This is a genomic window from Mesorhizobium sp. M0998 (genome assembly GCF_040318885.1).
GTDB lineage: Bacteria > Pseudomonadota > Alphaproteobacteria > Rhizobiales > Rhizobiaceae > Mesorhizobium.
Map to the genome: position 1 here is coordinate 78,771 of NZ_JAMYND010000005.1, position 16,815 is coordinate 95,585.

At 64.2% G+C, this 16,815-nt stretch carries 19 protein-coding genes; 15 read left to right on the forward strand and 4 right to left on the reverse strand.

Going from position 1 to position 16,815, the window contains the following annotated elements:
* Nucleotides 1–29 precede the first annotated feature (29 nt).
* Entirely contained in the window at nucleotides 30–968 is a 939-nt protein-coding gene (locus NKH59_RS06645) for a tyrosine recombinase XerC (protein WP_352540833.1), read from the reverse strand.
* Nucleotides 969–1,083: 115 nt separating this feature from the next.
* Here NKH59_RS06645 and rimM point away from each other — a divergent pair, with 115 nt between their 5' ends.
* Nucleotides 1,084–1,683 (forward strand): ribosome maturation factor RimM, encoded by a 600-nt coding sequence (gene rimM, locus NKH59_RS06650; protein ID WP_352540834.1) that lies wholly within the window; start codon nucleotides 1,084–1,086, stop codon nucleotides 1,681–1,683.
* A complete protein-coding gene (gene trmD / locus NKH59_RS06655; protein ID WP_352540835.1) occupies nucleotides 1,680–2,378 on the forward strand; it encodes a tRNA (guanosine(37)-N1)-methyltransferase TrmD in 699 nt (232 codons plus the stop codon). Before rimM ends, trmD begins: the two co-directional genes overlap by 4 nt.
* Here the strand turns inward: trmD and NKH59_RS06660 are convergent.
* The gene (locus tag NKH59_RS06660) at nucleotides 2,360–3,112 is read right to left on the reverse strand and encodes a sulfite exporter TauE/SafE family protein (protein WP_023679781.1); all 753 of its coding nucleotides are present in this window, start codon (nucleotides 3,110–3,112) and stop codon (nucleotides 2,360–2,362) included. The genes trmD and NKH59_RS06660 overlap by 19 nt on opposite strands.
* 366 nt (nucleotides 3,113–3,478) lie before the next feature.
* Here NKH59_RS06660 and rplS point away from each other — a divergent pair, with 366 nt between their 5' ends.
* The 5 genes from rplS to leuC all read left to right on the forward strand — a co-directional run bounded on the left by rplS (nucleotide 3,479) and on the right by leuC (nucleotide 8,507).
* Nucleotides 3,479–4,018 (forward strand): 50S ribosomal protein L19, encoded by a 540-nt coding sequence (gene rplS, locus NKH59_RS06665; protein ID WP_254817835.1) that lies wholly within the window; start codon nucleotides 3,479–3,481, stop codon nucleotides 4,016–4,018.
* A gap of 262 nt (nucleotides 4,019–4,280) precedes the next feature.
* Entirely contained in the window at nucleotides 4,281–5,078 is a 798-nt protein-coding gene (locus NKH59_RS06670; RefSeq protein ID WP_031212709.1) for a transporter substrate-binding domain-containing protein, read from the forward strand.
* A 266-nt stretch (nucleotides 5,079–5,344) separates the two neighbouring features.
* Nucleotides 5,345–6,160, forward strand: a complete 816-nt coding sequence (locus NKH59_RS06675; RefSeq protein WP_352470797.1) for an amino acid ABC transporter permease — start codon at nucleotides 5,345–5,347, stop codon at nucleotides 6,158–6,160.
* Between the two features lie 52 nt (nucleotides 6,161–6,212).
* Nucleotides 6,213–6,848, forward strand: coding sequence for a class I SAM-dependent DNA methyltransferase (locus tag NKH59_RS06680; protein ID WP_352615448.1), 636 nt, complete (start codon nucleotides 6,213–6,215; stop codon nucleotides 6,846–6,848).
* Between the two features lie 249 nt (nucleotides 6,849–7,097).
* The gene (gene leuC, locus NKH59_RS06685; protein ID WP_352615446.1) at nucleotides 7,098–8,507 is read left to right on the forward strand and encodes a 3-isopropylmalate dehydratase large subunit; all 1,410 of its coding nucleotides are present in this window, start codon (nucleotides 7,098–7,100) and stop codon (nucleotides 8,505–8,507) included.
* Nucleotides 8,508–8,565: 58 nt separating this feature from the next.
* Here leuC and NKH59_RS06690 read toward each other — a convergent pair whose 3' ends face one another.
* The gene (locus NKH59_RS06690; RefSeq protein ID WP_023679773.1) at nucleotides 8,566–8,877 is read right to left on the reverse strand and encodes a hypothetical protein; all 312 of its coding nucleotides are present in this window, start codon (nucleotides 8,875–8,877) and stop codon (nucleotides 8,566–8,568) included.
* Between the two features lie 161 nt (nucleotides 8,878–9,038).
* On the opposite strand from NKH59_RS06690, the gene NKH59_RS06695 reads away from it, so the two are divergent.
* Both NKH59_RS06695 and NKH59_RS06700 read left to right on the forward strand, forming a co-directional pair.
* The gene (locus tag NKH59_RS06695) at nucleotides 9,039–10,235 is read left to right on the forward strand and encodes a GGDEF domain-containing protein (RefSeq protein WP_352615444.1); all 1,197 of its coding nucleotides are present in this window, start codon (nucleotides 9,039–9,041) and stop codon (nucleotides 10,233–10,235) included.
* A 75-nt stretch (nucleotides 10,236–10,310) separates the two neighbouring features.
* A complete protein-coding gene (locus tag NKH59_RS06700; RefSeq protein WP_352470793.1) occupies nucleotides 10,311–11,531 on the forward strand; it encodes a GGDEF domain-containing protein in 1,221 nt (406 codons plus the stop codon).
* On the opposite strand, the gene NKH59_RS06705 is transcribed toward NKH59_RS06700, so the two are convergent.
* Nucleotides 11,515–11,874 carry a hypothetical protein gene (locus NKH59_RS06705; RefSeq protein ID WP_352450158.1) on the reverse strand — a complete coding sequence of 120 codons (360 nt, stop codon included), beginning with the start codon at nucleotides 11,872–11,874 and terminating at the stop codon, nucleotides 11,515–11,517. The two genes, NKH59_RS06700 and NKH59_RS06705, sit on opposite strands and share 17 nt — an antisense overlap.
* Before the next feature lie 256 nt (nucleotides 11,875–12,130).
* Between NKH59_RS06705 and NKH59_RS06710 the strand changes: the two genes are divergently transcribed.
* The 6 genes from NKH59_RS06710 (at nucleotide 12,131) to NKH59_RS06735 (ending at nucleotide 16,634) form a co-directional block, all read left to right on the forward strand.
* Nucleotides 12,131–12,511 (forward strand): hypothetical protein, encoded by a 381-nt coding sequence (locus NKH59_RS06710; protein WP_352470792.1) that lies wholly within the window; start codon nucleotides 12,131–12,133, stop codon nucleotides 12,509–12,511.
* Between the two features lie 242 nt (nucleotides 12,512–12,753).
* Complete coding sequence (gene sdhC / locus NKH59_RS06715; protein WP_292663224.1) at nucleotides 12,754–13,173, forward strand: succinate dehydrogenase, cytochrome b556 subunit; 420 nt, start codon at nucleotides 12,754–12,756, stop codon at nucleotides 13,171–13,173.
* A gap of 1 nt (nucleotide 13,174) precedes the next feature.
* Nucleotides 13,175–13,570, forward strand: coding sequence for a succinate dehydrogenase, hydrophobic membrane anchor protein (sdhD, locus tag NKH59_RS06720; RefSeq protein WP_292663226.1), 396 nt, complete (start codon nucleotides 13,175–13,177; stop codon nucleotides 13,568–13,570).
* 4 nt (nucleotides 13,571–13,574) lie between these two features.
* Nucleotides 13,575–15,413, forward strand: coding sequence for a succinate dehydrogenase flavoprotein subunit (gene sdhA, locus NKH59_RS06725; protein ID WP_352832396.1), 1,839 nt, complete (start codon nucleotides 13,575–13,577; stop codon nucleotides 15,411–15,413).
* A gap of 1 nt (nucleotide 15,414) precedes the next feature.
* Complete coding sequence (locus tag NKH59_RS06730; protein ID WP_352470790.1) at nucleotides 15,415–15,855, forward strand: DUF3052 family protein; 441 nt, start codon at nucleotides 15,415–15,417, stop codon at nucleotides 15,853–15,855.
* Nucleotides 15,855–16,634, forward strand: coding sequence for a succinate dehydrogenase iron-sulfur subunit (locus NKH59_RS06735; RefSeq protein ID WP_292663232.1), 780 nt, complete (start codon nucleotides 15,855–15,857; stop codon nucleotides 16,632–16,634). The genes NKH59_RS06730 and NKH59_RS06735 overlap by 1 nt, the downstream gene beginning before the upstream one ends.
* Nucleotides 16,635–16,815: the final 181 nt, after the last annotated feature.

Genomic DNA, 16,815 nt, shown 5'->3' on the forward strand with positions numbered 1-16,815 from the left:
TGCGAGATGGCCACCGACACATGCATCGATCACGCACGAGGATGAGCTGCTTCGTAAATCTCGAGCAGCCTGGCGGTGTCGACGCCGGTGTATATCTGGGTTGTCGACAGGCTGGCGTGGCCGAGCAACTCCTGGATGGTGCGCAGGTCGCCGCCGCGCCCTAGCAGATGCGTGGCGAAGGAATGGCGCAGCGCATGCGGCGTCGCCGTGTCGGGCAGGTTGAGCGCCGAGCGCAGCTTGGCCATGTCGCGCTGGACGATCGCCGGGTTGAGCGGGCCGCCGCGGGCACCGCGAAACAGCAGGCCCTTGGGATCGAGATACCAGGGGCAGAGGCGGCGGTATTCAGCAATCGCCCGCAGCGCCACCGGCAGAACCGGCACCAGCCGGGTCTTGCCACCCTTGCCGGTGACGCGCAGCACGGTATCACCAGGCGAGGACAGATCGGCGCTCGACAGGCCGAGCGCCTCGGAAATGCGCAGGCCCGAACCGTAAAGCAATGTCAGCACGGCAGCGTTGCGGGCGGCGATCCACGGCTCCTCCGCCACCTGGCCTTCCACCGAGACGACGTGTTTTGCATCGCTTGCCGTCAGCGGCTTGGGCAGTGATTTCGGCTGCCGCGGCGCCCGCAAGGCCGCCGCACCCGCCGCATTGGCGAGGCCGCGCCGTTCCAGGAAACGCAGCAGCGAGCGGATGCCGGCCAGCCCCCGCCCGAGCGTACGCGGGCCGGCGCCTCCGGCACGGCGAGCAGCGAGAAAGCCGCGCAGATCGGCGGGGCGCAGATCGGCGATGTCGGAAATGCCGGGCGAGCCGCCGCAATGGCCGGTGAGGAAATGCAGGAACTGGCGCGTGTCGCGCTCATAGGCCTCGACGGTTTCGGGCGACAGCCGGCGTTCTCGCGCCAGCATCTTCAGCCAGGCCTCGCGCGCCGCCTGAAGGTCGGGTTTTGCCGGGATGAGGAATTCCTGCATTGCGCTCTTCCAATTCCCCACCATCTTCCGGCACTCGGGTTAGGAAGCGGTGAAGAGCGGCGTCATTGAAATGACGACGGGCTGGGGTTAGAGCAAGGCAAAGGATTTTCCGCAGATGAGCAAGCCGCAAAACCCCGTCCAGATGGCCGTGATCGGTGCCGCGCATGGCATCAAGGGCGAGTTGCGCGTCAAGAGCTTTACCGGCGATCCGCTGGCGCTGGCCGATTACGGTCCGCTCTATGCCAGGGACGGCCGCGCCTTCCAGATCGTCGACATCAGGCCCGCCAACACCGTGGTGGTGGTGCGCTTCAAAGGCATCAGCGATCGTAATGCCGCCGAGGCGCTCGCCGGCACCGAATTGTTCGTCGACCGTTCGGTGTTGCCGGACGAGGGCGAAGAGAACGAATTCTATCATGCCGACCTCGTCGGGCTGGAGGTCAGGGATGACACGGGTGCCGCCATCGGCGAGGTCGTCGCCGTGCACAATTTCGGCGGCGGCGACATTCTCGACGTGACGCTGGCGGGGCGCAAAGGCGTGCTTATTCCGTTTACGCAGGCCGCCGTTCCGGAAGTGTCGATCGCCAGTGGCTTTGTCCGCGTCGATCCGGCCGCGGCAGGGCTGGTCGAGGACGACGACGGAGCGTCTGCCGACCGCGACAGCTTCGACCCCAAGGGCAGGCCGCGCGGGCCGAAGGACGCCGGAGGCAACCGGTGAGCTTTTCCGCTTCGGTGCTGACGCTCTATCCCGAGATGTTTCCCGGCGTGCTTGGGCTGTCGCTGGCCGGACGCGCGCTGGAGACCGGCATCTGGTCGCTCGAAGCAATCCAGATCCGCGACTTCGCCAGCGATCGCCATCGTACCGTCGACGACACGCCGGCCGGCGGCGGCGCCGGCATGGTGATGCGGGCGGACGTGCTGGCCAGCGCCATCGACCATGCCTCGCCGCCGGGCGATCGGCGTCCAAAACTGCTAATGAGTCCGCGTGGAAAACCGCTGACACAGGCGCGAGTGCGCGAGCTCGCCGCCGGGCCGGGTGCGGTGATCGTCTGCGGTCGCTTCGAAGGCGTCGACCAGCGGGTCATCGAAGCGCGGGGGCTCGAAGAAGTGTCGATCGGCGACTTCATCCTGTCCGGCGGCGAGCCGGCAGCACTTGTGCTGCTCGATGCGGTGGTGCGGCTGTTGCCCGGCGTCATGGGCAATGCGGAATCGGGCGAGGAAGAGAGCTTTGAAAACGGCCTGCTCGAACATCCGCATTACACACGGCCGCAGGAATTCGAGGGGCGGCCGATCCCCGAAGTGCTGATTTCGGGCAATCACAGGAAGATCGCGGCGTGGCGGCGGGCCGAAGCGGAGAGGCTGACGAAGGAGCGACGCCCGGATCTGTCAGCCGCTCAGCCCTTATCGAAATAGTAGAAAGCCAGGAACAGGCCGACGGCGATGACGAAGCCGCGCACCGCGTTCTGCGGCACGCGCCTGGCGATCCAGACGCCGGCATAGCCACCCAGCGCGCCACCCGGGATCATGATGATCGCCTGCAGCCAGGCAATGACGCCGCCCGAGACGAAGACGAGGATGGCAACCGCAGCAATGACCACGGCCAGCATGTTCTTCAATGCGTTCAGCCGGTGATAGTCGCCGGACTGGGTGAGACCGAGCGTCGCCAGCATCATGACGCCCATGCCGGCGCCGAAGAAGCCGCCATAGACGGCGGTGGCGAACTGCGCCAGCGACCCGACCAGCGAACCTACCGCGGCCTCATGCTCCGGCTTGGGCGCCGGCTTCAGCCATGGCCCGGCAGCGAACAATGCGGTTGCCGCCAGCAGCAGCCACGGCACCAAGGCGCGGAACGACGGGTTGTCGAGCCCTAGAAGGATGAGCGCGCCAGACAGCGCACCGAGAGCCGAAATGAGGCTGAGCAGCAGTGCGCCACGCCAGAAATGCTTGATGTCGTGCCAATAGGCGAGCGTCGAGGTGATGTAGCCAGGAAATTGCGTCACCGACGATGTCGCATTGGCGACGATCGGCGGCAGGCCGGCCAGGGTCATGGCGCCAAAGGTTATGAACGTGCCGCCGCCGGCAACGGCATTGACCGCGCCTGATAGAAAGCCGGCGAGAAAGAGCAGGACCGCGTCCAAGATTGGCATGAGGGTGTCGTCGCTGGAGGAAAATGCTTATCTTCCGGCTTAGGAAGCTTGACGCGCGGGCGCAACCCCCTGGACCACAAGCGATCACGGGATTGCCACAGCGGCCTCAGCCAAAAAGAAACAGCGCCAAAAAAGAAACAGCGAAGGCGTGACAAAGCGCCGAAATAGCTGTATGTGCGCGCCGAACCGGAAGAAAATATGCCAAGAGCGATCTTCTGGCCCGTCAACAATGACGGTGTAGTCGCCCCTGCCCGATGTTCTCGAACAGAAGTTCTCGAACGAAGGGCATAGCCGAGCGGTCGATGCGACTGCAAGGCGAGTGTCGGACGCTCTGACTGTCGGAAGAACAAGAAGTGGATTATTGAGATGGACATCCTCCGTCAGCTCGAGGCCGAGCAGGCCGCCAAGATCGAAGCCAAGCGCAAGCTCCCCGAATTCCAGCCCGGCGATACCGTGCGCGTCCAGGTCCGTGTGACCGAAGGCACCCGCACCCGCGTCCAGGCCTATGAGGGCGTCGTCATCGCCCGCGCCGGCGCCGGCTTCCAGGAAAACTTCACCGTCCGCAAGATCTCCTACGGCGAAGGCGTGGAGCGGGTGTTCCCGGTCTATTCACCGATGGTCGAAGGCGTCGAGATCGTGCGCCGCGGCAAGGTGCGTCGCGCCAAGCTGTACTATTTGCGTGACCGTCGCGGCAAATCGGCCCGCATTTCGGAAAACACCGGCGTGCGCGCCCGCAAGCTGAACGACGAAGAGCGCGATGCGCTGAACGCCGAGAAGGCGCGCATCGAGGCCGAGAAAGTGGCCGCCGCCCAGGCGCTGGCCGCCGAGAAGGCCGCGCAGGACGCCGCCGAGAAGAAGGCCGCCGACGAGGCCGCCAAGGCCGCGGAAGCAGCTGCCGCCGAATAAGGCTCTTCAAGAACGTATTTTCGGAAAGGCGGCTTCGGCCGCCTTTTTGTTTCGCGAGGCGGATTCTATTTTGCCGGGCTGCATCGGCCGCAATCGATACGGATCGTTCCGTAATGCCGCCGTTGAAAGCATTGAAATCCATTTTCGTGCCGAACGCCGCATCGGAGCGGCTTGCAAGGCGCCGGCGGAAAGCTAAAGTCGGCGCCGGATTTCCTGCATGCCTCGGCCGATCGAGGCGGTTCAGTTCCTGGGGAGCATCGTCATGATCAATTCGAAACTGCTGCTGGCCGGCCTGCTGGCTTGCCTTCTCGTGCCTGTCGCGGCTCTGGCGCAGGCGCTGCCCGACCTCGGCGGCAAGAAAGTGGTGGTGGTGACCGAAAACGCCTATCCGCCGCTGCAGTTCATCGATGCCAAGACCGGCAAGCAGATCGGTTGGGAATATGACGCGATGAACGAGATCGCCAAACGGCTGAATTTCAAGGTCGAGTACCAGAATACCTCCTGGGACGCGATGATCCAGGCGGTTTCCGACAATCAGTACAACATCGGCATGACCGGCATCACCATCAAGGACGACCGCAAGCAGAAGGTCGATTTCTCCGATCCGTATATGCGCTCGGAACAGTTCATGCTGGTGCGCGGCGACGAGAAGCGCTTCACCGATGCAAAGACGTTCGCCGCCTTCAAGGACGGGCTGATCGGCGCGCAGGCCGGCACCACGCCCTTCTACACCGCCGTCTACAGCGTGCTCGACGGCAACGAGCAGAACCCGCGCATCAAGCTGTTCGAGACATTCGGCGCGACGGTGCAGGCGCTGAAGGCCGGCGACGTCGACGTCGTGCTCACCGACGGCACTGCCGGCAAGGGCTATGTCGATGCGTCCAATGGCGGCCTTAAGCTGATCGGCGGCCCACTCGGCACCGAGGATTTCGGCTTCATCTTCCCCAAGGGCTCCGACCTGGTGAAGCCGGTCAACGCGGCAATCGCCGCGCTCAAGGCAGACGGTACGCTCGACGCGCTCAACAAGAAGTGGTTCCTTGATTACAAGATGGGGCAGTAGGCCCGCTTGTTGCGCGCATTTCATGACGATTGTGCGCGGGAACTCGCGCTGACTCTGCGCTCGTACACCCCCCTCTGTCCTGCCGGACATCTCCCCCTCAAGGGGGGAGATCGGATTTCGCATCGGCTTTCGCCAATTTTCAGTGTTGCAGAACGGGCCGCGAGGTCAAAGCTGCCGATCTCCCCCCTTGAGGGGGAGATGGCCGGCAGGCCAGAGGGGGGTGTGACAGAACGCTGCCTTCGTGACTCTGTTATCGGTACCGCTTGATGCCGTCGGCGCCTCTCGCCTCAGCCAAATCCGACTTCCCGTGGTGGCTTGCCGTGGCCGTGGCGATCGCCTTGGCCGCCGCCATCTTCATCGCTGCCAGCGACGTCTATGCCCAGGTCTTCGCAACCGTCGCCAAGGGCATCGGCGTCACCATCTTCGTCACGGTGGTCGCCTTCGCGCTGGCTTGCGCGATCGGCCTCGGCGTCGCGCTGATGGGCCTGTCGGGCTCACGCTGGCTCAGCCAGATCGCCCGCTTGTACGTCGAGATCATCCGCGGCGTGCCGATGCTGGTGCTGTTGTTCTGGATCGCCTTTGCCGGCGCGCCGGCCTTCGTCGCGGCATGGAACGCGCTGATGGCGCCGCTGCAAAGCGCCGGCCTCTTCGGTGAGCTGCTGGTACGCGACGTGTCGTTGCTTTGGCGCGCCGTCATGGCGCTGACCATCGGCTATTCGGCCTTCATCTCGGAGGTGTTCCGCGCCGGTATCCAGGCGGTCGAGAAGGGGCAGATCGAAGCGGCCAAGGCGCTCGGGCTGACGCGCACCCAGCGCTTCCGGCTGGTCATCTTTCCGCAGGCGATCCGCACTATCCTGCCGCCGCTCGGCAATGATTTCGTCGCCATGGTCAAGGATTCCTCGCTGGTCTCGGTGCTCGGCGTCGCCGACATCACCCAGATGGGCAAGATCTACGCCGCCGGCTCGTTCCGCTTCTTCGAAACCTATTCGATCGTCGCCTATATCTATCTCATCCTGACCGTCGGCCTGTCGTTGGCCTTGCGGGCGCTGGAGAAGCGGCTGCGCCACCAGCATGGGGAATAGAAGGCAGGCGAAAACGGCGCTACCATCGAGCGGACGCGACCGGGGAGGACCCATGATCATCGACAAGGCCAATGCGGCGCTGGAAGCGGTCTATACGGCCGACACGCCCGAGACGCTCGCCAAGGCCTATGCGCAATGGGCCGCGACCTATGACGGCGAAACCGCGGCGCTCGGCTATCTCCTGCCGTTCCTGATCACCGCCTGGGTGGCGCGCCATGTGCCGCCGGGCGAAGGGCCGCTGCTCGACGCCGGTTGCGGCACCGGCCTGTCGGGGCCGTCGCTCAAGGCACTCGGCTACCACGATATTGCCGGGCTCGACCTGTCGCAGGACATGCTGAAAATCGCCGGCAGCCGGCAGGCCTACAGCGAGCTGAAACAGGCGATGCTCGGCGGGCCATTGCCTTGGGCGGACGGGTATTTCCGCGCCTTTTTCTCGACCGGCGTGTTCACCATCAGCCACGCACCGGCGTCGGGCCTGCATGAACTGATACGCATCACCAGGACGGGCGGCCACGCCATCTTCACGGTCCGCGACCAGGTGTTTGAAAGCGGCGGGTTCAAGGCCGTGTTTGGCGAACTGGAGCAGGCGAAAAAATGGCGGCCGGTCGAGGAGAGCCCGTGGTTCCGCTGCTATGCAATCGCCGAGCCCGACGCGCTGGTGAAGACCTTCGTGTTCAAGGTGCTGTGAAGCGCCTGCGAAGGCAGACGCGATTGCTGAAAAGCCAAAACATTGATATGAGCAGCGCCATGGAAGAGCTTTTTGGCGATCCGGCCTATAAAGGTTTCGTGCTGCAGGACAGGAAACGCCTGCCGTCGCGATTTTCCGCGCGCGTTTCCGGCGCTCTGACCAGCCGACTTCGCTAGGGCAGACTCGCCAGGCTGCTTCGCCGGGCCGACCGGCGTCCTTTTCCCTTTTTAAATCGACGGATTTACGCACATGAGCGCACCGCGCACCCTCTACGACAAGATTTTCGACGACCATGTCGTCGACCGCCAGGACGACGGCACCTGCCTGCTCTATGTCGACCGCCATCTGGTCCACGAAGTCACCAGCCCGCAGGCTTTCGAAGGCCTGCGCATGACCGGCCGCAAGGTTCGGCATCCGGAAAAGACGCTGGCCGTGGTCGACCACAATGTGTCGACCTCGCCCGAGCGCAAGTTCGGCATCAAGAACGAGGAAAGCCGCATCCAGGTCGAGGCGCTGGCCAAGAACGCCAAGGATTTCGGTATCGAATATTATTCCGAGAAGGATATCCGCCAGGGCATCGTCCACATCATCGGTCCCGAGCAAGGCTTTACGCTGCCCGGCATGACCATCGTCTGCGGCGACAGCCACACCTCGACGCATGGCGCGTTCGGGGCGCTGGCGCATGGCATCGGCACCTCGGAAGTCGAGCATGTGCTGGCGACGCAGACGCTGATTCAGCGCAAGGCCAAGAACATGCTGGTGCGCGTCGACGGCGCACTGCCGGAAGGCGTCACCGCCAAGGACATCATCCTTGCCATCATCGGCGAGATCGGCACGGCCGGCGGCACCGGCTATGTCATCGAATATGCGGGCGAGGCAATCCGTGCGCTGTCGATGGAAGGCCGCATGACGATCTGCAACATGTCGATCGAAGCCGGCGCGCGCGCCGGCCTGATCGCGCCCGACGAGACCACCTTCGCCTATGTCAAGGACAAGCCGCGCGCCCCCAAGGGCGAAGCCTGGGACGCCGCGCTCGCCTACTGGAAGACGCTGCAGTCCGACGAAGGCGCGCATTTCAACAAGGTGGTCGTGCTCGACGCGGCAAAGCTGCCGCCGATCGTCTCCTGGGGCTCCTCGCCCGAGGACGTGGTCTCGGTGCAAGGCATCGTGCCGAACCCGGACGACATCACTGATGAGAACAAGCGCACCTCCAAGCAGCGCGCACTCGACTATATGGGCCTGAAGCCGGGCACCAAGATCACCGATATCGAACTCGATCGCGTCTTCATCGGCTCCTGCACCAATGGCCGCATCGAGGATCTGCGCGCCGCCGCCAAGGTGATCGAGGGCAGACAAGTCAATCCGCGGGTCAGTGCGATGATCGTGCCGGGCTCCGGCCTGGTCAAGGAACAGGCAGAGGCCGAAGGCCTCGACAAGATCTTTGTCGCCGCCGGCTTTGACTGGCGTGAGCCGGGCTGCTCGATGTGCCTTGCCATGAACGACGACCGGCTGAAGCCGCATGAGCGCTGCGCCTCGACCTCGAACCGCAATTTCGAAGGGCGCCAAGGCTTCAAGGGCCGGACGCATCTGGTGTCGCCGGCAATGGCCGCGGCGGCGGCGATCGCCGGCCATTTCGTCGACATCCGCGAGTGGAAATAGGGCAGGCGCGCGCAGTCGGATATGAGGAGCCCGAGCCGCAATGCGGTTCGGGCATTCTTCAGTCGGGCCGCCTGACGAATTCGTGGAATCCCTCACGACGGCCGGGTTGGTCCTTTGCGACGACCAGCGCCAGTTGGCGCTCGTCGAAGAGTTTGAACCATTCATCCCATTCGACCAGTTCGTAGCCGCCGGCATTGACCGGACGTTCGGCCTCATCCTGGTCCTGATAGGCATGCTGGCCGAAGACCAGCCTCAGCATGGGCTGCGTTCCGGCTTCGGGCGACACGTCGACGATCGCCGGAAAGCCGGCGCGTGCCGCGGCCCATGAGCGAATTGCATCGTGATCGGTCAGCATGATCGTGTCGGCCATCGGAGCGTCTCCTGGTTGCCGTCGTGAAACGCCGCTCGCCGTTCGCGGTTCCGCCCAGCGGCTTTGTCGACGCACCTGTCGTATATTCGCTTTCGCTTAACCGCTTGTTTGGGCTTCCGCTCTAAGGTCCTCCAAGGGGAAGCGAGGGGAAATTACAGCGCTTGGACACCGGCCTGCTCATAGCGCTGCTCAATCCAGGCATCGCCCTCACACTCGGCGCGGCATTTCTCGTGCTGTGGTTCTATCAGCGCCACCGTCCCTATCTGGCTGTGCTGGCGGCGGGCTACTCGGCCTCGGCCGCAGGCTTCCTGCTCCAGTATTTCACGCTGCCGGTCGGCATGGCGCCGACCAAGCTCATCTCGATCCTGTGCTTCACCTTCGCCACCTGCTGTCTCGCCGGCGCGGTCATTGCGCGCTATGGGCGGCGCGTGCCTTACCCGGCGGTCGGCATTCTGGCCTGCGGCGGCCTGGCCGCGTTCTCGTGGTTTCTTTTTGCCCGGCCGGATCTCACCTGGCGCATCCTTGCCATCAATTTCAGCTTCGGCGGCATCAGCCTGGTTGTCGCCGCCGAGTTGCGCGTGGTGCGCAACAACGGCCCGACGGAAATGATCCTGTTCGTGCTGTCGCTGCTTTCCGGCCTGAACTTCCTGGGGCGGACGCTTGCCGTCGTCATCGCGCATGGGCCGTTCACCAGCTATGAAGGGCTTTACTCCTCGTCCTACTGGACGACGGCTCTGCTGTCGCATGCATTGCTGTCGCTGCTTATTGCGCTTTGCCTGTTCGGCGCCGCCGCGCTCGATGTGATGAAGGCCCTGAAGACCGAAACCCTGACAGACCCGCTGTCGGGCCTGCTCAACCGCCGCGGCTTCGAGGAGCGCGCCATGCTTGTCCTGCAGCACTGTGCCACGGCGCAATTGCCGGTTGCTCTGGTGCTTGCCGATCTCGATCATTTCAAGGCGCTCAACGATCAACATGGCCACGCGGCCGGCGATCGCGTCATCGCCGACTTCGCTGCCAAGCTTCTGTCGGCTGCAGGTACGCGCGGCGTTGCCGGCCGCATCGGCGGCGAAGAGTTCGCCGTGCTTTTGCCGCTCAGCGACCTTGGCGCGGCAAGACTGTTTGCCGAAACCATTCGCACGCTCTATTCGGCGGACAGAATCGACGGGCTTCCGCCCGAGACAAGAGTGACCGCCAGCTTCGGCGTGGCCGCCCGCGCCAGCGACGAAGGGCTGGACCCGCTGATGCGCCGCGCCGACGAAGCGCTCTACAGAGCCAAAAGGAGTGGCCGCGACAGCGTATGCCTGTCCTATCAGCGGCCTGAGACGGTCGTCCTTCCCAATAGGACCAGTGCTGGCTGAGCGTCAGCGACGGCTTCGAATTAACGTCTTTTTCGCGCGTTGGTGATTTGCTGTTCGGGGGAGTGCCAAAACGCCATGGGCAGCGCTAATTTCATCCTGCTGATCAACCTGTTCGTTGCCGGGCTGCTGGCGGCGGCCTTCATGACGATCGCGGTCTATGACGCCGGCCGGGTGTCGGCACGCTGGCTGGCGTTCGGCTATGTGCTCGGCACGGCTTATTTCGCGATCGAGTTCAGCATTCCTGCCTTCGACAATGCGCGCCCCGTGGTTGTCGCCGCCTTTGCCGCCTTCCTTGGCGCTACCGTCGCCTTCAATGGCGGGCTTGCCCATAAATACCGCGTTTCGCCGCCTTGGCCGCCGATGCTGTTCTTCCTGGTCTTCGCCACCCTCGCGGTCTACTTCGTGCAGGACCTGCCACGCCAATCGTTCGTGCGAATGGCGGCCTACCAGCTTCCCTATGCGGCCATGCAGTTCACCGGGCTGGCGATCGTCTTGTCGTCCAGGCAAAGACGCGAGCGGCTCGACTATATGCTGATGGCTGTCCTTGCGGCCAGCACCTTGCAGTTCGCCAGCAAACCCTTCATCGCCCATGCGCTTGGTGGCTGGGGCGCCAACCCGCAATCTTATGCGCAGACCAGCTATGCGTTGGTGTCGCAGTCGGTCGGCACCGTGTTCGGCCTGGCGCTTGCGCTGGTGACATTGGCTATCCTGGTCCGCGACGTGCTCGCCGAGGCGACGTCGAAATCGGAAACCGACACGCTTTCGCGGCTGCTCAACCGTGGGGGCTTCGAGCGCCATGCCGAGATCGCACTGCGTGACGCCATGCGGCGCGCCGTTCCAGCCGCACTGGTCATTGCCGATCTCGACCATTTCAAGCGCATCAACGATACTTACGGCCACGCGTCGGGCGATCGGGTCATCGAGACCTTTGCCGGTTTTCTCCGCGATGCCGCGGCCGACCATCATGTCGCCGGCCGCATCGGCGGCGAGGAATTCGCGATTTTCCTGCCGGGGACCAATCTAGCCGCCGCCCGGCTCTTTGCCGAGGGCACGCGGAGCGCCTTCGGTGCCACGCCGATCGACTGCCTGCCCGCGGATCACCGCTGCAGCGCCAGCTTCGGCGTTGCCGAGCTTGGTCCGGGCGAAAGCTTTTCCGACCTGTTGCGGCGCGCCGACAAAGCGCTCTATCAGGCGAAGGGCAGCGGTCGCGATTGCGTGCGTGTCTCGGTGGGGCCGGCTGTTGCCCTGCCGGCGCCGTCAACCAAGGGCGGCGTGGCCGTCAGCGGCAGGGGCTGAGCTCCGGCATTTCGCCGTCGGAGAGGCCGTACATATAGCTGCGGCCCTTGACGAAAACCGGCGGCCTATAGCAGTCGCCGCCGCGGACATCGTCCGATTCGTTTTCGTAGATCACGTCGGGCTGGCCGGCGCTGGTGTAGTCGGACAATTCCTTGGCCAGCTTGCCCTCGCCAACGAGGATACGCTTGTAGCCGGCGGCGCTGTCGATGACGAGATTGCCGAAGGAATCGGCATAGACGCGGTCATGATGGCGCGTCCCGGCGAATGCCGGTGCGACGACGCCGACGGCGAGCGCCGCCAATAGGAACCAGGGAAGGCGCGATCCTGCTGAATTCGAATGCATGGCGTGCTGCTCCAGTTGCTGAGAGGCAAGCCTCCTCGAATCAGAAATTAACCTTTTATTAACCTTTGTTAAGAGGGCAACCGCAGCACGGGCGAGGTCTCGGAAAATATGGTTAATACCCGATCGCCCACCGGCCATCATTCGGCCACGCCTTGTTCCCACCATTCCCAGCATCGGGCGCGACTCAAAAAGCATGAAATCCGGTGGCTTGCCGGAGCATCGCGGCGGGCTCGATACGCGGTGGGGAAGGCAGCAAATGAGATTACGCCGCACGTTTCGGATGGCGCTGGCCATTCCGCCGCTGCTGGCTGCAGCCGCCTGCGCGCCGCAGACCAGCGCGCCCAAGCTCGGCAACACGGCCGCCGCTTCCGTGTCGCTTGCTCCGGCTGCTAGCGAACCGACGGCACCGCAGCCGCGCACAGCTACTTACAACTGCGCCGACGGCAGCGTGATGACCATCGAGAATCTCGGCACGTCGGTGCGCGTCCTCGGCCAGAACGGCGCCAGCGCCGAGCTGCCGGCCTCACCGGCCAATCAGACCAGCCGTTACGGCGAGGCGCATGACGCAATCGTGATCGATGGGCGTGAGGCGCTGGTGATGAAGGGCGGTGCACCACCGCTGGCCTGCAAGCGCTGATCCGCCCCTTGCGCCAGCCATATTTTGCAGTGCGACGACATTGTGCCGGCGCAAGGCGACAGCCCTAATCGATTGAAGCTGAAAGCCTCGCTTTCATCAGACTAAATTACGTTTTCGAAACGGTTTTCCGGCTTTGACGCGGTGCAAAAAGAGCATTAGAAACCGGCTGTCCGAAGTCGCAACCGGAAGCGGTAATGCCGCATTCCCACCTGAGGCTCCAGAGACGCCGAACTGGGGGAGCCATGAGCAAATCACCAGCCACCCGCGAATTTGCCAGGCGTGAACGGCCGCTTTCGCCGCATCTGACCGTCTATCGGCCGCCGATCACCATGACGATGTCGATCGTCCACCGCATCACCGGCGGGGCGCTCTATTTCGGCACGCTGCTGGTCGCGCTGTGGCTGATGGCGGCGGCGAGCTCGGAGGCGACCTTCAACGCCGTAAACTGGGCCTTCGGCTCGTGGCTGGGACGGCTGGTGCTGTTCGGCTACAGCTGGGCGCTGATGCACCACATGCTGGGCGGTGTGCGCCATCTTATCTGGGACACTGGGGCAGGGCTGGAAAAGCATACGGCATCGAGGATCGCCTGGGCGACGCTTGCCGGCTCGGTCACGCTGACGCTGCTGATCTGGATCGCCGGCTACATGGCGCGGGGAGCCTGACATGAACGGCAAGAACACCGACATGCGCACGCCGCTGGCCAAGGTCCGCGGCCTCGGTTCCGCCCGCGAGGGCACCGGCCATTTCTGGCGCCAGCGGCTGACGGCGATCTCCAACATCCCGCTGGTCCTGTTCTTCGTCGGCTTCCTGATCGCACTCAACGGCGCCAGCTATCTCGAGGTGCGCGCCGCACTTGCCAATCCGTTCGTTGCACTGGTGCTGGCGCTGGTGCTGTTGTCGGTGCTCTACCACATGCGGCTCGGCATGCAGGCGATCATCGAAGACTATGTGCATGGCGAAGGCACCAGGCTGGCGCTGCTTGCCCTCAACACATTCTTTCCCGTAGTCGTCGGCGTCGCTTCGGTCTTCGCCCTGCTTAAACTGGCATTTGGAGGCTGATTTTTTGGCCAAGGACGCGAAGAACGCCAACACGGCTTCCGCCTATAGCTATGTCGATCACAAATTCGACGTCGTGGTCGTCGGCGCCGGCGGCGCCGGCCTGCGCGCCGCGCTCGGCATGGCCGAGCAAGGCCTGCGCACCGCCTGCATCACCAAAGTGTTCCCGACGCGCTCGCATACGGTTGCGGCGCAGGGCGGCATCGCCGCCTCGCTCGCCAATATGGGGCCCGACAACTGGCAGTGGCATCTCTTCGACACCGTCAAAGGCTCAGATTGGCTGGGCGACACCGACGCTCAAGAATACATGGTGCGCGAAGCGCCGGCGGCGGTCTACGAGCTCGAGCACTACGGCGTTCCCTTCAGCCGCACCGAGGACGGGAAAATCTACCAGCGGCCGTTCGGCGGCATGATGATGAATTTCGGCGAGGGGCCGCCGGTGCAGCGCACCTGTGCGGCCGCCGACCGCACCGGCCACGCCATGCTGCACACGCTCTACGGCCAGTCGCTGAAGCACAATGCGCAGTTCTTCATCGAGTATTTCGCGCTCGACCTGATCACGGAGCCGGACGGCACCTGCACCGGCGTGGTCGCCTGGAACCTCGACGACGGCACCATCCACCGCTTTTCGGCCAAGATGGTGGTGTTGGCGACCGGCGGCTATGGCCGCGCCTATTTCTCGGCCACCTCGGCGCATACCTGCACCGGCGATGGCGGCGGCATGGCCGCACGCGCAAGCCTGCCGCTGCAGGATATGGAGTTCGTGCAGTTCCACCCGACCGGCATATACGGCGCCGGCTGCCTGATCACCGAGGGCGCGCGCGGCGAGGGCGGCTATCTCGTCAATTCCGAGGGCGAGCGCTTCATGGAGCGCTACGCGCCGTCAGCCAAGGATCTGGCTTCGCGCGACGTGGTCTCGCGCTGCATGACGCTGGAAATCCGCGAGGGCCGCGGCGTCGGCCCGAAGAAGGATCACATTTTCCTGCATCTCGACCATCTCGACCCGGCCGTTCTGCACGAGAGGCTTCCGGGTATTTCGGAATCGGCAAAGATCTTTGCCGGCGTCGACCTGACCAAGGAGCCGATCCCGGTGCTGCCGACGGTCCACTACAATATGGGCGGCGTGCCGACCAATTACTGGGGCGAGGTGCTGAACCCGACGGCGTCGAATCCGGACCAGGTGTCGCCCGGGCTGATGGCGGTCGGCGAAGCCGGCTGCGCCTCGGTGCACGGTGCTAACCGGCTGGGCTCCAACTCGCTGATCGACCTGGTGGTGTTCGGCCGTGCGGCGGCAATCCGGGCCGGCCAGGTGATCGACCGCACATCGGCGATCCCTTCGCCCAACGAGGCCGCCGTCGAAAAGATCATGGACCGCTTCGACCGGCTGCGTCACGCCAACGGCTCGACGCCGACCGCGGTGTTGCGCGAAAAGATGCAGAAGGCGATGCAGGAGGACGCGGCGGTGTTCCGCACCCAGGACTCGCTGGAAAGCGGCTGCAGGCGCATTTCCCAGATCTGGGGCGAGCTCAAGGACGTAAAAGTGTTCGACCGCTCGATGATCTGGAACTCCGATCTGGTCGAGACGCTGGAGCTGGAAAACCTGATGGCCAACGCCATTACCACCGTCTACGGCGCCGAGGCGCGCAAGGAAAGCCGCGGCGCGCACGCGCGGGAGGACTTTTCGGCCCGCGACGACGCCAACTGGCGCAAGCATACGCTGGCCCGGCTCAACGAGGCCGGCGAGGTGGCGCTCACCTACCGGCCGGTGCACACCGAAACGCTGCTCAAGGAAGCAGACGGCGGCATCAACCCGGCCAAGATCGCGCCGAAGGCCAGGGTGTATTGAGATGAGGCTGCTGGCGGTTGCGGGATATTCCGGCACGCCCCTTCCGGCCAAGCTCGGCCTGAAGGACGGGATGATTGCCGCTTTCGTCGCCTTGCCGGCCGAACTCGAGGATTTGGCCGAAGCCGTGGATTTTGCCGAGCTCGATCGGCTGGCCAACTGGTCGGCGATTTCGGGCGTTCATGAGAAATACGATGCCGTACATGCTTTCACCCGGCAGCGTGTCGAGATCGAGGACCGTCTTGGCGACGTCGAAGCGGCAATCAAGCGGGACGGCATGGTCTGGGTGTCATGGCCGAAGAAGGCATCGAAAGTGCCGACCGACGTCACCGAGGACGTTATCCGCACAGAGGCGCTGAAGCTCGACCTTGTCGACGTCAAGGTCGCCGCCGTGAACGAGATCTGGTCCGGGCTGAAGCTCGTCATCCGAAAGGACCTGAGGTAATGGTCGAACTCACGCTTCCGAAAAACTCGAAGATCATGGCCGGAAAAACTTGGCCGAAGCCGGAGGGCGCGACCAACCTGCGCGAATATCGCATCTACCGCTGGTCGCCGGACGATGACGAGAACCCGCGCATGGATACGTATTTCGTCGACATGGACGATTGCGGGCCGATGGTGCTCGACGCGCTGCTCTGGATCAAGAACAAGATCGATCCGACGCTGACGCTGCGCCGCTCCTGCCGCGAAGGCATTTGCGGCTCGTGCGCCATGAACATCGACGGGTCGAACACGCTGGCCTGCACCAAGGGCTGCGACGACATTTCCGGCGCGATCAAGGTCTATCCGCTACCGCACATGGCCGTGGTCAAGGACCTGGTGCCCGACCTCACCAATTTCTACGCCCAGCACGCCTCGATCGAGCCGTGGCTGAAGACGGTGTCGCCCGAGCCGGCCAAGGAATGGCTGCAGAGCCATGAGGACCGCGAAAAGCTCGACGGGCTCTACGAGTGCATATTGTGCGCCTGCTGCTCGACCTCCTGCCCGAGCTACTGGTGGAACGGCGAGCGCTATCTCGGCCCGGCGACGCTGCTGCAGGCCTATCGCTGGCTGATCGATTCCAGGGACGAGGCGACGGGCGAGCGGCTCGACAATCTCGAAGACCCGTTCCGGCTCTATCGCTGCCACACCATCATGAACTGCGCCCAGACTTGCCCCAAGGGGCTCAACCCGGCCAAGGCGATCGCCGAGATCAAGAAGATGATGGTGGAGCGACGGGTTTAGGCGGCGGGCGGGTTGCAGCCGAGATCGTCTCGTCCGCAGCGATCCTTCGCGCCCCCCTCTGTCCTGCCGGACATCTCCCCCCTTGAGGCCCCTTGAGGGGGGAGATTAGCAGCTTGGAGGACAGCGCCCTTTCTGCAGCCTTGAAAAGTGGCGAAGCGGTGATGACAGCCAATCTCCCCAC

What these genes read in the sequence shown, in the direction of transcription:
- NKH59_RS06730 (WP_352470790.1), top strand. Translation starts at nt 15,415, where the DNA reads ATGAGGCTGCTGGCGGTTGCGGGATATTCCGGCACGCCCCTTCCGGCC.
- NKH59_RS06670 (WP_031212709.1), top strand. Translation starts at nt 4,281, where the DNA reads ATGATCAATTCGAAACTGCTGCTGGCCGGCCTGCTGGCTTGCCTTCTC.
- NKH59_RS06690 (WP_023679773.1), bottom strand. Translation starts at nt 8,877, where the DNA reads ATGGCCGACACGATCATGCTGACCGATCACGATGCAATTCGCTCATGG.
- sdhC (WP_292663224.1), top strand. Translation starts at nt 12,754, where the DNA reads ATGAGCAAATCACCAGCCACCCGCGAATTTGCCAGGCGTGAACGGCCG.
- NKH59_RS06680 (WP_352615448.1), top strand. Translation starts at nt 6,213, where the DNA reads ATGATCATCGACAAGGCCAATGCGGCGCTGGAAGCGGTCTATACGGCC.
- NKH59_RS06710 (WP_352470792.1), top strand. Translation starts at nt 12,131, where the DNA reads ATGAGATTACGCCGCACGTTTCGGATGGCGCTGGCCATTCCGCCGCTG.
- rplS (WP_254817835.1), top strand. Translation starts at nt 3,479, where the DNA reads ATGGACATCCTCCGTCAGCTCGAGGCCGAGCAGGCCGCCAAGATCGAA.
- NKH59_RS06735 (WP_292663232.1), top strand. Translation starts at nt 15,855, where the DNA reads ATGGTCGAACTCACGCTTCCGAAAAACTCGAAGATCATGGCCGGAAAA.
- rimM (WP_352540834.1), top strand. Translation starts at nt 1,084, where the DNA reads ATGAGCAAGCCGCAAAACCCCGTCCAGATGGCCGTGATCGGTGCCGCG.
- NKH59_RS06645 (WP_352540833.1), bottom strand. Translation starts at nt 968, where the DNA reads ATGCAGGAATTCCTCATCCCGGCAAAACCCGACCTTCAGGCGGCGCGC.
- NKH59_RS06705 (WP_352450158.1), bottom strand. Translation starts at nt 11,874, where the DNA reads ATGCATTCGAATTCAGCAGGATCGCGCCTTCCCTGGTTCCTATTGGCG.
- sdhD (WP_292663226.1), top strand. Translation starts at nt 13,175, where the DNA reads ATGAACGGCAAGAACACCGACATGCGCACGCCGCTGGCCAAGGTCCGC.
- NKH59_RS06675 (WP_352470797.1), top strand. Translation starts at nt 5,345, where the DNA reads ATGCCGTCGGCGCCTCTCGCCTCAGCCAAATCCGACTTCCCGTGGTGG.
- leuC (WP_352615446.1), top strand. Translation starts at nt 7,098, where the DNA reads ATGAGCGCACCGCGCACCCTCTACGACAAGATTTTCGACGACCATGTC.
- NKH59_RS06700 (WP_352470793.1), top strand. Translation starts at nt 10,311, where the DNA reads ATGGGCAGCGCTAATTTCATCCTGCTGATCAACCTGTTCGTTGCCGGG.
- NKH59_RS06660 (WP_023679781.1), bottom strand. Translation starts at nt 3,112, where the DNA reads ATGCCAATCTTGGACGCGGTCCTGCTCTTTCTCGCCGGCTTTCTATCA.